The following is a 13,934-nucleotide window of genomic DNA, read 5'->3' as shown; positions in this document are numbered from 1 at the left end:
AATGCACTATTCTACAATTGGTTTTTCATGATAAAATGAAAGTAAAAAACGGTTCTTGCATTTCGTTGCGGAACTAAATATGCATTTTTTTATAAAGGAGAAAGCATCGGGGAGAAATGATTAATAAAAATTTAAAAATAAAAAAAGTGATTCAATCAACGCTGACAGCAGTGGGTATGGATTTGGAAATCCAAGAAGAGCTGTCTGGAATCAACATGAGCTATAATTTCATTCTGCATTATATCGGTTACGATGTGATTCGGATCAAATCAGCGATAAAGGAAGTGCCTGACGCTATCTCGCTTGAAGACTATATAAAAACATTTTCTCTTCATGAATTGGGGCACGCAATTGACAGGGAATCATTATTAGGGTCATTGGACAGAACCATTGAAATATATAAAATGAAGCAAAAGCACTCGATAGAAGAAAAATATCATGACATGAGCCTGCTTTCAATGTTGATTGAAGAGCATCAAATGAATATTGCTTTTGAGGAGACGGCCTGGAGAAATGCTGAAAAATTGAACAGGAAATATGGCCTCGTTGATTGGCTGACATTCAATTTCCTTAGAAACATGGGTTTGAATACTTATATAGAGACTTATGAAAAAGATTTATTGTTACTCGATGACCTTATGAACCGTGAAAGCGGACAGATCGCTTGAAAAAGCTTCAGCAACCATCATCTGAAGCTTTTTTGTCATGTAGATAATAGGCAAGGGCTAGCAGTTTCTTCCAGCAGGCTTTTTTCGATCATTGGAAAAATGATTCTTTCTTCTTTTCTGATATGACTTTCAAGATTTGTCTAATTCAGGCATTTTTCAATTTTGGTGAAGCGTATTGAAATGTTTCCGAAATTAATGTGATCGTATCACCACATGTTCCAATAGTATCTCTTTCTTTCTTGTCTGCAATGGCCGGAAGCCAAATCTCTTCTTCCTCCCGAAAAAGATTTTGTCCGGATGGATGCCAGAAATCATGAAAATCCTTTAAAATTCCTATGGTATACCTGATATTTGCTTCTCCAGCCCTCTTCAATTTTAACGCTGTATGAAGGTCAACCATATGCTGCCGTGATAGATGCTGCAAAGATTCATGCCTATTAAGGCTTTTAGGCTTACTTTCCATTTCTATCCTCTCCGTATTTAAAATTTCACTAATAAAATGAGCCAAATTTCAAAATATAAAGGAGACGTAAAACTTGATTTGCCAAGCATTATAAACGGTAGTATAATCTTAACGCAACCTACTTTTGTATCTTGCAAATATAAAATATTAGGTGGTAGTTCAGAATGACAACAAGTAAAGAGTTTAGAGTGTTATTGTATTATCATTATGTAACGATTGAAGATCCTGAGGAATTCGCAAAACAGCATTTGAAATTTTGCAAAGAAACCGGGCTAAAGGGTAGAATTCTAGTAGCAAATGAAGGAATTAACGGTACTGTTTCCGGAACGGTGGAACAGACGGACCGCTATATTGAAATGATGAATTCCGATCCCCGTTTTGCGGATATGGTTTTTAAAATAGACGAATCAGACAAGCATGCGTTTAAAAAAATGCATGTCCGTCCGCGCAAGGAATTGGTCACTCTCCGTTTAGAGGATGACATTGATCCAAGACAAATGACCGGTAAATATTTAAGTCCAAAAGAATTTTATGAAGCGATGCAAGATGAGGATACAGTCATCCTGGATGCGCGAAATGATTATGAATTTGATCTTGGGCATTTCAGAGGGGCGATCCGTCCGGATATTAAAACATTCAGGGATTTGCCGGACTGGGTCCGTGAAAATAAGGAAATGTTAGAAGGAAAGAAAGTATTGACATACTGTACGGGCGGTATCCGCTGTGAGAAGTTTTCGGGTTGGCTCGTAAGAGAAGGATTCGAAGATGTAGGGCAACTGCACGGAGGAATTGTCTCTTATGGAAAAGATCCTGAAGTGCAGGGTGAGCTTTGGGACGGACAATGCTATGTCTTTGACCAAAGAATTGCTGTTCCTGTCAACCAAAAAGAACATGTCATTGTAGGCAGAGACTATTTTGACGGTGAGCCTTGCGAGAGATACGTGAACTGTGCAAATCCGGAGTGCAACAGACAATTCCTTTGCTCTGAGGAAAACGAGCATAAATATATGCGGAGCTGTACTGACGAATGTCGTGAACATCCTCGAAATCTTTACATCAAGGAAAATAACTTGACTGAAGAAGAGGTAAAAGAACGTATTGAAAAGTTAAATGAAGAGAATACAGTGAACGCTTAATTACAAACCCGTCCATCTTATGGTGGCGGGTTTTTCCCTTTCTTTAAATAGGAAAGTATAAAATCTGACTAAAGTATTCTTTCAGGAAGATATGTTTTTATGTCTAGCTCCAGGCGCCATCGGCTCGAGGTCACAAGGAAGCTTACTCAGGGTGAATATGCTCCTGCGGCAAAGCATATTCGAGGATGCGCATGTTTCCCTCGTCGCAAAGCTGCATGAAGCAAATTCGGAGATGTTTCTCACGATGTGAATGAAACCAGCTGCTTTGCTGTGGTGGCTGAAAAGCTGCCTCCTCGCAATTCGTCTTGTGCTTGTCGCCGATAGGCGGGCGCCTTGTGCTTTTCTTAATATCATTAGTGAATTATTATGTAGATATGCGATAATGGACATATTCCTATATAGAGAGAAGCGAGGAGAATTTATGCTAAAAGAGAAATGGTTCAAAGTAGGAACCGGGCTAATTATGGCTTTCTTGATCATTTATCTGGGGACAAAAGTCAGTTTTATTTTTACTCCGTTAGTAATTATCGTACAAACGTTATTTCCTCCCATTGTCGTAAGTGGAATCCTTTATTATTTATTGCGCCCGGTTGTCAATCTGCTGGAAAAGAAAATGCCGCGGACTCTGTCGATTGCTATTGTTTTCTTAGCAATTGGCGGCTTAATGACAGCAGCAGTTTTCATTATCGGACCTGAACTGCAAAGACAGTACAACCTATTTATGGAAAATCTACCTGCTTATTCCAAAAATCTTCAAGAATGGACTCTTTCGATGATGGATAAAGAATGGTTTCACCGGTTCCAGGAAAACGATTATTTATCTGTTGAAAAAATAACGACTTATTTCGAAAACAATGCTAAAAACTTGCTTCAGGATGCTGGATTGAAAATTGCCAGCACCGTGGGTTTTGTCGCAAATATTATCATGGTGCTTGTATTGGTGCCTTTTGTGTTGTTTTTTATTCTCAAGGATGGTAAACAAGCGCCGACATTTTTATTGAAAATCCTCCCCAAGAAGCACCAGGGAGAAGCGGAAAATATCCTAAAAGATATGGATGAAGCGCTAAGTGCATATATTCAAGGACAAATGATCGTCAGCTTTTGCGTAGGATTGACAGCCTACATAGGATATCTGATTATAGGCCTTGATTATTCGCTTGTACTTGGACTAGTTGCGATGGTAACTAATGTTATACCTTTCATCGGGCCATGGATCGGAACTTTTCCTGCAGTCATTGTCGGATTGCTCGATTCTCCGTTTCAGGCATTGCTTGTAATCATCGTTATAGTCATTGTTCAACAACTGGATAGCAATATTACTTCACCGCTGGTTATGGGAAAAAAATTGAATATCCATCCATTGACAATCATTTTTGTCTTGTTGGTGGCAGGGAAATTCGGAGGCCTTCTCGGTTTAATTTTTGCTGTGCCAGTTTATGCACTTTTGAAAGTCATTGTCAGTCATATGTATCGATACCTTAAACTTGATTAAACCCGCAATTGCGGGTTTTTGTCATTTTTTACATCAAATATTTAGGCTGTTTCATCACAAAATAGTAACGTTCTTGCGAACAATGATTAACGGAGGGGATCGTCAATGACTGTTATTAATAATGTAAAGCAAACACTTACAGGGTTGAAAAGTGCCCAAGCAAGCCTGGAAGGATTTGCGCTTCAAACAGACAACAAGCAGGCAAAGCAGTTGTATGAGATGACTGCACAGCAAACACAGGCCATCATTGATGTCCTTGAACCGCGTGTTCAGGAGATTATGCAGGAAGAGCCGCAATATAACCAATAATAAACAAAAGCATAAGTTTCTGTTCATCGCGTACAGACTTGACCAAATCCGGTAACGCCTTGAACCTCGAGGCGCTAGGCGTTGGATGGATCACGGATTAATAAAAATTTGTCCACAACCAAAGCTATTTCTAAAAAACCTTAAAATAAAAGAGGAACAGAACAAAGTTGCTTCTGTTCCTTTTTGCCAAGCAGGGAGGTCTAACACTCTTGACCGTCATTTCTGATGTTAAAACAACGCTCGCCACAATGAAGGGAATACAAGCTGCTTTTAGTAAGTTAGCTTTAACATCATCAGATGCGCATGCTAAAAAAATATTTCACGAGTGCATGATGGAAACAGAACCGATTATTAACGATCTGAAGCATAGGGTTGAATTTATGATGGCAGAAGAATTGCAGTACAAAAACTCCTAAGAAGGAGGCAGAAGCTTGGATATTCCCCAATGGCTAAATATTATACTACGATCAGTTATTTTAGTTATCGTTTTATTTTTGCTAACAAAATGGCTGGGAAAGAAGCAGTTGTCGCAATTATCCTTTTTTGAATATGTAGCTGGTATTACAATAGGTAGTATCGCAGCTGAAATATCAACAGGGTTGGAAACAAATTTCTTTCACGGCTTATATAGTATGTTTATATGGACAGCCATCCCATTTTTTGCCGGGCTGCTTGCCATCAAAAGCAAAAAAGCAAGGGATTTTATTGAAGGCCGTGAAACTGTAGTAATAAAAGATGGAAAGATTCAAGAGGAAAATTTAACGTCGCAAAAATACACTGTTGAAGAATTGCTTCATCTGTTAAGAAAAAAGAATGCCTTTCAAGTATCCGATGTGGAATTTGCGGTGCTAGAAGCAAACGGAGACTTGAATGTTTTGCTTAAAAAAGAGAAACAGCCTATTACTCCGCAGGATTTAAATCTGGATATTGCGCCTGTAAAGGTACCGGAAACAGTCATATTGGAAGGACAGATTATGGATTCGGGCCTCGCAGCAAGCGGTTTGACTAGGGAATGGCTGGATGTTGAGCTGCAAAAACAAGGTATTGCGCAGGATAATGTATTTATCGGCCAAGTGGATTCCTATGGCCAGCTGACAGTAGATTTGTATGATGATAAAATCCAGTTGCCTGAACCACAAGAAAAACCGCTGTTATTAAGCTCAATGAAAAAATGCCAAGCAGACTTGGAGAGCTACGCGTTGGCGACGGAAAATGAAAAAGCTAAACAAATGTATGAAAAGCATTCCGTCAAGCTTGCAGAAATCATTCGAAAATCGGAATATCTGCTGAAAAACTAAAAAAGGGTCATCCATCAAACGGAGGACCCTTATCTTTTAGTTAAAGCCAACAATAGCATTTATTACCTAGTCCGTGCTTGCTTATGTTAAGCATACATCTGTTCAACCTGTTTTTGCAGATCATCGCTTTCCAAATATTCGTTGTAAGTCATATATTTATCAATAATTCCGGCCGGCGTTACCTCAATGATTCGATTGGCAATCGTCTCGATGAATTGATGGTCATGGGACGTAAAGATCAATGATCCTTTGAAGTTTATCAAGCCATTATTCACCGCTGTAATGGATTCCAAGTCCAAATGGTTTGTAGGTTCATCGAGAAGAAGCACATTGGCGCCGCTCAGCATCATTTTAGACAGCATACACCGCACTTTCTCTCCTCCGGAAAGAACAGATGCCTTTTTCAAAACCTCTTCGCCTGAGAAAAGCATTCTTCCAAGAAATCCTCTTAAAAAGCTTTCTGTTTCATCCTGCGGTGAAAACTGTCTGAGCCAGTCAACAAGGTTCAAGTCGCTGCCTTCAAAGAATTCTGAGTTGTCTTTTGGAAAATAAGATTGTGATGTGGTCACTCCCCATTTGTATGATCCGCTATCCGGCTCCATTTCACCTGAAAGAATTTGAAGCAATGTTGTTTTGGCGATTTCATTTTTGCCCAGAAGCACAATTTTATCATCTTTGTTCATAGTAAAGCTAATATTGTCCAGAACTTTTACACCATCAATGGTTTTAGAGAGATTGCTGACAGTTAGCAAATCGTTCCCTATTTCCCTTTCAGGGGTAAAAGCCACATAAGGATAACGTCTTGAAGACGGCTTAATATCGTCAAGAGTGATTTTATCAAGCAGTTTTTTTCTTGATGTCGCCTGTTTGGACTTTGATGCGTTTGCGCTGAACCTAGCGATGAACGCCTGCAACTCCTTGATTTGTTCCTCTTTCTTTTTATTGGCGTCCTGCGCCAATTTTTGAGCCAATTGGCTGGACTCATACCAGAAATCATAGTTCCCTACGTAGATTTGAATATTGCTGAAATCAAGGTCGGCAATATGCGTACATACCTTGTTCAAGAAGTGTCGGTCATGAGATACAACAATGACGGTATTCTCGAAGTTGATCAAAAACTCCTCAAGCCATTGAATAGCTTTGATGTCCAAGTGGTTCGTAGGCTCGTCAAGAAGCAGAATATCCGGCTTACCAAACAAGGCCTGTGCAAGAAGAACTTTTACCTTTTCGGATCCGGACAGTTCAGCCATCTTTTTAGTATGAAGTTCTTCATTAATTCCAAGCCCTTTCAATAAAATGGCTGCTTCTGATTCGGCTTCCCAACCATTGAGCTCCGCAAATTCACCCTCAAGCTCTGCTGCACGCATACCGTCAGCCTCTGAAAAATCGGCTTTCATATAGATGGCATCTTTTTCCTGCATGATCTCATACAAACGTGTGTGACCCATGATGACCACTTGCAGTACATCAACCTCTTCATATTGGAAGTGATCCTGCTTCAATACAGCGAGGCGTTCACCAGGAGTAATGGTTACATTGCCAGATTGTGCTTCAATCTCACCAGCGAGAATTTTAAGAAATGTCGATTTACCGGCTCCGTTTGCTCCAATCAAACCGTAGCAGTTGCCCGGGGTAAATTTGACATTAATATTTTCAAACAGTTTCCGGTCTCCAAAGCGAAGACCAACATTATTTACAGTAATCAAATTCAAAACCTCCACAAGAAATTCCAGTTTATTATAACACTTTTCGCACCCTAAGGGGAATTTGGCGGAAATAACTTTTCTGCCCGATATCAGCTTCTTTGTTTTTCGTCCAGTGCCACATATAATAAATGTAATATTATTTTTGGAAAATGAGGGTTGATGATGGATAAACCTTGGATATTAATTGTAGAAGACGAAGAAAAGATTGCCCGTGTTCTTGAACTTGAACTCTCTTTTGAAGGCTATAATACCGGGAAAGCATTCACTGGATCGGATGGTCTAAAAATGTTTCACGATCAATCCTGGAATCTGGTCCTACTTGATATCATGCTCCCAGAAATGAGTGGCGTCGAGGTGCTAAGAAGGATACGCGCCAACGACACACATACACCGGTAATTTTATTGACTGCCAAAAATTCCGTGGAAGATAAGGTTTCCGGGCTTGACTTGGGGGCAAATGACTACATCACGAAACCTTTCCAAATGGAGGAGGTACTTGCACGGGTCCGTGCAGCATTAAGGCTGAATCCGAAGCCAATTGAAGATTCCGTTGATGATGGCTGGATCCAGGTTGGAGATTTGAAGTTAAACGAATTATCGAGGGAAGTAAAAAGAGGGAATAAAGCTATAGATTTGACCCAGAGAGAGTTTGATCTCCTTGCGTATTTAATGCAGCATGAAAGGCAGGTATTGAACCGGGAACAGATTTTGAACGGTGTCTGGGGCTATGATTTTTACGGTGATACGAATATTGTTGACGTGTATATCCGGTACCTGAGAAACAAAATGGATAAAGGGTATGAACAACCATTGATCCATACCGTACGCGGCGTCGGCTATGTGTTGAAGGATAGCCAATGAAGCTCAAAAGCAAAATCAACTTATTTTCTGCCGCTTTATTCATTGGGCTCCTGTTATTAATCAATTGTGCGATTTATTTTACATTTAACCGCATGATGTACGACAGTGAATTGGAGAGGATTAAGGTTGAAGCTCGCCAAAAGGTAAAAGGGATGCACGAAGCGGAAACTTCTGTCCCAATCGAAAATTTGCTCAGAGCCTATATGCCGGCCAACGGCATGCTCCAAATAGTCAGATCAGACGGTACCCCTAGGGCGGCAGTAACCTCAGCCGGGAACAGTGATCTTAGAAAAATACCTGTAGAATATAAAAATAAAGAACTGGCCAATATCTTTGAATACGATCATATCCCATATGGATTCGTTTCTATGCCAGTCATTTGGAGCAGCGGCGAAGTATCTGAACTTCAGCTTACTGAAAATCTGGCAACGACAGCACACAATTTAAGGACATTGAAAATCGTCTTAATTGCAATTACTATTATTGCGTGCATTCCCGTGCTCTTAGCGTCCAGCATGCTTAGTAACTTCATCATCTCACCAATCTCCTCACTGATAAAAACGATGAAGGAGATTCAAGGGAGTGGTCGTTATAAACGTATTGACCAGCCTAAACAATCCAAAGATGAATTGTATCAGATGGGCGAAACATTCAACAACATGATTGGGCAACTGGAACAGAACTATGTTAAACAAGAGCAGTTTGTATCAAATGCCTCGCATGAACTAAAAACACCGCTGACAGTAATTGAAGCATACGCCGATCTTTTGAAAAGAAGGGGAAAAGAAACCCCGGAGTTGTTTGATGAATCAATTGAGGCTATTCAGTCGGAATCAAACAGGATGAAAGAGTTGATTGAACAACTCCTATTGCTGGCAAAACACGATGAACAGTGGAAGGTAACAGCAGAGGAAGTACATATAAACGCTTTGATTGGAGAGGCTGTCCGGTCCTTTTGTGCAGGGTATAAACGCAAGATTGAATTTGATGAAAAGGCGGATGTAACTGTAAAATCTGATGCACAGAAATTGAAGCAGTTGTTTTACATTTTAATGGATAATGCGCATAAATACAGCAAAGATACGATCTATGTTAGCGTCGAAAGAAAACGGGGCAAAGCAGTCATTGAAATCATTGACAGGGGGGGTGGCATTCCAACAGCAGAGCTCCCTAAGGTATTTGACCGTTTTTACAGAGTGGAAAAATCCCGTGCAAGAGCGTCAGGTGGCTTTGGTCTTGGCCTCTCGCTCGCCAAAGAACTGGCAGACGCAATTGGGGCAGAAGTCAAGTTGGATAGTGTGGAAGGAGTGGGAACAACCGCACAAATATTGCTTTGAAGCTGACATTCTCATCAATTTCTCATTTTCAGATGGTAAAATGCAAATAAAATTTGATGGAGCGAATCAAATGAAATTCCAAAAACGGATCATATTGATTATGGTGACTGCCTTTATTTTCATTGGTGCGGCTGTCTGGGGGTTTTCAAGCCTGGTGGCTTCAGATACATTGACGGAAACAGAGGCTGGCAAACTTGTTCAGGAAATGTATGGCGGGGAGATTGTAAGAGTAGAGAAAAGTGGAGGGATATACTCAGTCATCATCCAGATGCAATCCGGCGAATATGGGGTTTCTGTCAATGCAAAAAGTGGAGAAGTCATGAACCTCGTCAAACATGAAGATGACTTGAAGAATAAGCTTCTGACAGAGCGAGAAATTGAAAAGCTCGTCCAAGAGAAATATCCCGGAAAAATAACGCAAATTAATCAAAAATTAGAAGACGCCCATTCCTTTTATTTCGTGGTACTAAAAGAAGGAACGACTGAAATCACATTGAAAATTGACGCCTTATCTGGTGTTATAACTAAATCGGAGAAAAAAAAGGCTTTGCCCCAAAATAAAGCGGTTCATAAAATTACCGCAAAGGAAGCAGTCAAAATTGCATTGGAGCAGGTTAACGGGAAAGTGGACGATGTCGATTTGGAGGAATCCGGCGGTTTATCATACTACATGGTAGAGATTGAGCTGGATAATGACAAAGAGGCAACGGTCCAAATCAATGCAATCACAGGTGAAGTGCTTTCCGTTACTTGGGACGACTAAAATGAGCTTTCTTTCATTCTATTCTCATCATTTTCTCATTTTCCTGTAAGTGAAGTCTCATCACGGGGCGCTAATATGTAAATATAACATATCAAGGGAGGAAATTATGATGAAAAAGAAGCTATTGATTGGAAGTATTACAGGACTTCTCATTTTAGGAGGAGCAGTCAGTGCTGGAGCAACTCCGAAAACTAATTCTAAAGGAAATACGCCTTCAGTCATTTCAATGGAAGAAGCAAAAGATATTGCATTGAAAGAATTTGGAGGGAAATTAAAAAATATTGAACTGGATAAGGAAAACGGCCATCAGGTTTATGATATTGAACTTCTGTTGGAAAACAAAGGCGAAGAGATTGATTTGGATGTAGATGCAATATCAGGAAAGATTATGGACGTTGAAAGGGAAATGTATGATACAAATCATGCGTTTGAACAAGAAGATAACAGTATAGCCGTGAAAATTCCACTCTTAGAAGCCATTGAAATTGTACAGAAGGACACCACTGGAGTTGTTAAGGAATCAGAACTCGATTCAGAGGACGGCTATTATAAAATTGAAATATTAAAAGGCCAAACAGAAATTGAATACAAAGTAGATGTGAACAACGGGAATATTATTGAAAAAGAAATCGACAATGATTAAATGAATGATACGGGTAAACGCACTTAAATAGTGCGTTTTTTTATTTGAAATCCTTATATCCTCCATTTAAATACATGATATGAATTTTTCAAACCGTTTTTGAGTTATGGCCGTTATTTATAATGAAACCGTATTTATTTTTGAAAGGAGCTGTAAGCAATATGAGAAAGTCGGTTATTTTTATAGCAGCATTATTGTTGGTAACTGCTTTACTGGGTTTTTCATCGGCCGGAAAATCAAAGGAAAGAGAAACAACGCTGAGCGTATATGGTCCAGGAGGACCATTGGGACCGATCAATGAGCTTGCTGAGCAGTTTACGAAAGAAACAGGGATTAAAGTGTCTGTAACAGCGGGCCCGGAAACAAAATGGATAGAAGCGGCTAAGCAGGATGCAGATGTCATCTACGGCGGCTCGGAGTATATGCTTCGTAATCTCATGCTTAAATATCCAAGGCTCATCGATGAAAAGTCGAAAGCAGAGCTTTATCCAAGAGCAGCAGGCATATTGGTGAGAAAGGGGAACCCGAAAAACATCCAGTCTCTGGAGGATATAACAAAAAATGGAGTTAAAATTATTGACGTAAACGGTGCTGGCCAACTGGGACTTTGGGAAGATTTGGCTGGGAGAAAAGGGTTGATTTCCGGTATCAGCCGAAATATTAATCACTCCGTTTCGTCAAGTGCCGAAGCAATTGAACTGTGGAAGAAAAGCAACAAGTATGACGCCTGGATCACCTATGAATCGTGGCATTACCGTTTGTCAGACGTTACTGAACTAGTTGAACTTCCAGAAGAGGACAAGCTTTACCGCGGTACTCCTATTGCGATTGCGGCGGAGTCGGATCAAAAGAAAGCTGCAAAACAATTCATTGAGCATTTGAAAACGGAATCATCCCATCAAGTTTTTCAAAAATGGGGATGGAAATAAACGGGAAAGGAACGATGGGTCTTGAAAAAAGTGACACTGTTTTTGGCAATCTTTATCACCGCATTATTTTTGGCTGCTTGTGGAAGCGGCAGCAATGAAAGTGTAGACGATGAGCCTGACAGCGTTCAAAAAGACAAGTCCGGAGAAGAGAACATTGTAGCCGAGGAAGAGAGTGAAACCAAAGATGATAGCGGAGAAAAGCCGGTTGAAAACGGAGTTGCAGAAAGTCTTCAGCTTATGGAAAACACAGAGGTTGGAGAATATCTTGCCGATTCCAAAGGAATGACCTTGTACTATTTCGAAAATGATGAGCCGAAAAAAAGCAATTGCAGTGGAGAATGCCTTGGCAATTGGCCGGCATTTTTTGCAAAAGACTTTAATGTTCCATATGGCTTTGACAAAAAGGACTTTGGTACAATTACAAGAGAGGATATTAATGCTAAACAAGTTACATATAAGGGCTACCCTCTTTATTACTTTGCAAAGGACCAGCAAGAAGGAGATGTTAACGGCCAAGGCGTTAAAGATGCCTGGTATATCATCGCAAAAGATACTGAATTTGAAAAATAATTGAGGGGACTGCCGCTTTTTAGCGGCGGTTTTTCCATTTTTTTAGAAAAAATAGTATGGGAGTGCAGGCGCATTTGAAGGACTTAAATGATGAAGAGCTGATGAGAATGGTTAACGGAAAACACCGTCCTGCCCTGGAAGAGATTTATGATAGGTACATAAAAATGATATACGGATTTTCATATAAATTCACCAACGGAAATGTAGAAAAAACAAAAGAGATTGTCCAGCTCGTCTTTCTAAAGCTATGGGTAACAAAAAGCCGGTACCGGCCCGACAAGGGAAGCTTTGTCAATTGGCTTTTGACCATTACAAGAAATGTGTGCATTGATTATATCCGCAAAAATCATCTCTATATGGATAACCGTTTTGAGAGCGATTCCACTAGTCAAATCGATATTCCCGATCCATTTAATGGTATTGAAGACAGTCTTGTCCGAAGTGAAATTTCATTCGCCAAAAGCAAGTTGAGCACCGCACAGAAGAGAGTGATTGATTTGTTGTACTGGAAAGGATATTCTTTGACGGAAATTGCCGTCATTGAAAATGAGCCTGTAGGCACAATCAAAAGCCGGTTGCATGAATCACTAAAGCGACTTAGGAAGTATTTGGAATTGGGGGATATTTAGATGAGAGCGGAATGCGGAAAACTGCTTTACTTTATGGCGGACGAATTAAGTGGAGGGGAAAAACTCAAATATATGAAGCATTTGAAAGAATGCAAACAATGCTCTAAGGAGTTTGAGGAAATGACTGATGTCTGGAATGCATTGCAAATGGATTTTGAAGAAAAAGATGTACCGGAAACGCTGAAAGCAGATGTAATGGACTATGTTTTTAAACATGAAAGCAAAAAGGATCCACTCAAGCGTTCGGCTCATAGGACTGCCAAAATAAAAAGACAATATACTCCTTGGGCAAGCGGATTTGTACTGGTTTTGTCTATCATGGCACTTTATCTATGCTTCCATGTACTTTCAAATCAAAATAGCAATGCGGAAAAACCCTTTCCAAGTGAAATTGTAGAGACCTTCCAGTTGAGCTCGTCTGGAAAAACAAGCAGCCGCTTGACAGGAACTGCCGTCGTTCTTCAAGAGGGGGAATCCAAAAAGCTGATTGTTAGGATGGAACATATGCCTGTACTCCAAGGAGCAGAAGTATATCAAGTATGGCTCCTCAATAACGGAAAGCGCGAAAATGCCGGGATATTCAGGCCTGATGAAAGAGGAACTGGTGTACTGATATTCGAACTTGATCGTGGCATTCAGTTTGATCAAATCGGCATCACCACCGAACCCGACGAAAATAGTGATCTTCCAAGAGGAGAAAAGATTGCAGGGTCTGCCTGAGCATTACCACTTCAAGCCTAAAGGATCTTGTCGATGCATCCCGAACACTCTTTTGACCCGTTCATTTTTTTTATTCCAAAAATGGGGTATAATAGAAAGGATAACAAGAAAGGGGATCTTATTCATGGCTTATAGAAGAGGGCCTCAGGAGCCTGTTCCTGAAGAGGAAACGATTGTTTGGTCATGTACGAATGAGCAATGTTCTTGTTGGATGAGGGATGCCTTTTCTACAGAAAATAAAACTACTTGTCCGATTTGTAAATCAGAAATGACACAGGAAACCAGAGTTTTGCCAGTCATATCATGATTTAACAATGCTGCCGTTCCGCGGATTCCGCCGGAGCGGCCTTTTCATTTTTGCTTTAAAAACCTATTGACTCTAGCAGCGGGGGCTATTCCTGCAAGACAGG

At 40.2% G+C, this 13,934-nt stretch carries 17 protein-coding genes; 15 read left to right on the top strand and 2 right to left on the bottom strand.

Annotation, left to right across the window (positions count from 1 at the left end; all coding sequences use genetic code 11):
- The first annotated feature begins 116 nt into the window (after nt 1–116).
- Nucleotides 117–668, top strand: a complete 552-nt coding sequence (locus D4T97_RS14655) for an integrase (protein ID WP_126051497.1) — start codon at nt 117–119, stop codon at nt 666–668.
- A 145-nt stretch (nt 669–813) separates the two neighbouring features.
- On the opposite strand, the gene D4T97_RS14650 is transcribed toward D4T97_RS14655, so the two are convergent.
- Nucleotides 814–1,131 (bottom strand): hypothetical protein, encoded by a 318-nt coding sequence (locus D4T97_RS14650; RefSeq protein WP_126051496.1) that lies wholly within the window; start codon nt 1,129–1,131, stop codon nt 814–816.
- Between the two features lie 164 nt (nt 1,132–1,295).
- Between D4T97_RS14650 and trhO the strand changes: the two genes are divergently transcribed.
- The 5 genes from trhO (at nt 1,296) to D4T97_RS14625 (ending at nt 5,366) form a co-directional block, all read left to right on the top strand.
- Complete coding sequence (trhO, locus tag D4T97_RS14645) at nt 1,296–2,267, top strand: oxygen-dependent tRNA uridine(34) hydroxylase TrhO (RefSeq protein ID WP_126051495.1); 972 nt, start codon at nt 1,296–1,298, stop codon at nt 2,265–2,267.
- Between the two features lie 421 nt (nt 2,268–2,688).
- On the top strand, nt 2,689–3,759 hold the full coding sequence (locus D4T97_RS14640; RefSeq protein WP_126051494.1) for an AI-2E family transporter: 1,071 nt from the start codon (nt 2,689–2,691) through the stop codon (nt 3,757–3,759).
- A 105-nt stretch (nt 3,760–3,864) separates the two neighbouring features.
- On the top strand, nt 3,865–4,068 hold the full coding sequence (locus D4T97_RS14635) for a DUF1657 domain-containing protein (RefSeq protein WP_126051493.1): 204 nt from the start codon (nt 3,865–3,867) through the stop codon (nt 4,066–4,068).
- Between the two features lie 209 nt (nt 4,069–4,277).
- Nucleotides 4,278–4,484, top strand: coding sequence for a DUF1657 domain-containing protein (locus tag D4T97_RS14630; protein WP_126051492.1), 207 nt, complete (start codon nt 4,278–4,280; stop codon nt 4,482–4,484).
- A 21-nt stretch (nt 4,485–4,505) separates the two neighbouring features.
- Nucleotides 4,506–5,366: a DUF421 domain-containing protein gene (locus D4T97_RS14625; protein ID WP_126051525.1), complete on the top strand. Its 861-nt coding sequence runs from the start codon at nt 4,506–4,508 to the stop codon at nt 5,364–5,366.
- Nucleotides 5,367–5,452: 86 nt separating this feature from the next.
- Here the strand turns inward: D4T97_RS14625 and D4T97_RS14620 are convergent, their stop codons facing one another.
- Nucleotides 5,453–7,072 carry an ABC-F family ATP-binding cassette domain-containing protein gene (locus D4T97_RS14620; protein ID WP_126051491.1) on the bottom strand — a complete coding sequence of 540 codons (1,620 nt, stop codon included), beginning with the start codon at nt 7,070–7,072 and terminating at the stop codon, nt 5,453–5,455.
- Nucleotides 7,073–7,234: 162 nt separating this feature from the next.
- Between D4T97_RS14620 and D4T97_RS14615 the strand changes: the two genes are divergently transcribed.
- The 9 genes from D4T97_RS14615 (at nt 7,235) to D4T97_RS14575 (ending at nt 13,831) form a co-directional block, all read left to right on the top strand.
- On the top strand, nt 7,235–7,933 hold the full coding sequence (locus tag D4T97_RS14615) for a response regulator transcription factor (RefSeq protein ID WP_126051490.1): 699 nt from the start codon (nt 7,235–7,237) through the stop codon (nt 7,931–7,933).
- Nucleotides 7,930–9,270, top strand: coding sequence for a sensor histidine kinase (locus tag D4T97_RS14610; RefSeq protein WP_126051489.1), 1,341 nt, complete (start codon nt 7,930–7,932; stop codon nt 9,268–9,270). Before D4T97_RS14615 ends, D4T97_RS14610 begins: the two co-directional genes overlap by 4 nt.
- A gap of 70 nt (nt 9,271–9,340) precedes the next feature.
- Entirely contained in the window at nt 9,341–10,033 is a 693-nt protein-coding gene (locus D4T97_RS14605) for a PepSY domain-containing protein (protein WP_235872264.1), read from the top strand.
- Between the two features lie 109 nt (nt 10,034–10,142).
- Nucleotides 10,143–10,676, top strand: a complete 534-nt coding sequence (locus tag D4T97_RS14600) for a PepSY domain-containing protein (protein WP_164525586.1) — start codon at nt 10,143–10,145, stop codon at nt 10,674–10,676.
- A gap of 161 nt (nt 10,677–10,837) precedes the next feature.
- The gene (locus D4T97_RS14595) at nt 10,838–11,605 is read left to right on the top strand and encodes an extracellular solute-binding protein (protein WP_126051487.1); all 768 of its coding nucleotides are present in this window, start codon (nt 10,838–10,840) and stop codon (nt 11,603–11,605) included.
- Between the two features lie 21 nt (nt 11,606–11,626).
- Nucleotides 11,627–12,175 (top strand): hypothetical protein, encoded by a 549-nt coding sequence (locus D4T97_RS20805; RefSeq protein WP_235872263.1) that lies wholly within the window; start codon nt 11,627–11,629, stop codon nt 12,173–12,175.
- A 74-nt stretch (nt 12,176–12,249) separates the two neighbouring features.
- Nucleotides 12,250–12,804, top strand: coding sequence for an RNA polymerase sigma factor (locus tag D4T97_RS14585; protein WP_126051486.1), 555 nt, complete (start codon nt 12,250–12,252; stop codon nt 12,802–12,804).
- Nucleotides 12,805–13,524, top strand: a complete 720-nt coding sequence (locus D4T97_RS14580; protein WP_126051485.1) for an anti-sigma factor — start codon at nt 12,805–12,807, stop codon at nt 13,522–13,524.
- Nucleotides 13,525–13,648: 124 nt separating this feature from the next.
- Nucleotides 13,649–13,831, top strand: coding sequence for a cold-shock protein (locus D4T97_RS14575; RefSeq protein ID WP_126051484.1), 183 nt, complete (start codon nt 13,649–13,651; stop codon nt 13,829–13,831).
- Nucleotides 13,832–13,934: the final 103 nt, after the last annotated feature.

The sequence above is a fragment of the Siminovitchia acidinfaciens genome (assembly GCF_003605385.1).
In the GTDB taxonomy this organism is placed as follows: Bacteria; Bacillota; Bacilli; order Bacillales; family Bacillaceae_C; genus Siminovitchia; species Siminovitchia acidinfaciens.
This window is presented reverse-complemented; position numbering and strand designations above follow the sequence as displayed.

Coding starts and splice junctions, on each gene's coding strand:
- D4T97_RS14655 (WP_126051497.1), top strand. CDS start 117: ATGATTAATAAAAATTTAAAAATAAAAAAAGTGATTCAATCAACGCTG.
- D4T97_RS14650 (WP_126051496.1), bottom strand. CDS start 1,131: ATGGAAAGTAAGCCTAAAAGCCTTAATAGGCATGAATCTTTGCAGCAT.
- trhO (WP_126051495.1), top strand. CDS start 1,296: ATGACAACAAGTAAAGAGTTTAGAGTGTTATTGTATTATCATTATGTA.
- D4T97_RS14640 (WP_126051494.1), top strand. CDS start 2,689: ATGCTAAAAGAGAAATGGTTCAAAGTAGGAACCGGGCTAATTATGGCT.
- D4T97_RS14635 (WP_126051493.1), top strand. CDS start 3,865: ATGACTGTTATTAATAATGTAAAGCAAACACTTACAGGGTTGAAAAGT.
- D4T97_RS14615 (WP_126051490.1), top strand. CDS start 7,235: ATGGATAAACCTTGGATATTAATTGTAGAAGACGAAGAAAAGATTGCC.
- D4T97_RS14610 (WP_126051489.1), top strand. CDS start 7,930: ATGAAGCTCAAAAGCAAAATCAACTTATTTTCTGCCGCTTTATTCATT.
- D4T97_RS14605 (WP_235872264.1), top strand. CDS start 9,341: ATGAAATTCCAAAAACGGATCATATTGATTATGGTGACTGCCTTTATT.
- D4T97_RS14600 (WP_164525586.1), top strand. CDS start 10,143: ATGAAAAAGAAGCTATTGATTGGAAGTATTACAGGACTTCTCATTTTA.
- D4T97_RS14595 (WP_126051487.1), top strand. CDS start 10,838: ATGAGAAAGTCGGTTATTTTTATAGCAGCATTATTGTTGGTAACTGCT.
- D4T97_RS14580 (WP_126051485.1), top strand. CDS start 12,805: ATGAGAGCGGAATGCGGAAAACTGCTTTACTTTATGGCGGACGAATTA.
- D4T97_RS14575 (WP_126051484.1), top strand. CDS start 13,649: ATGGCTTATAGAAGAGGGCCTCAGGAGCCTGTTCCTGAAGAGGAAACG.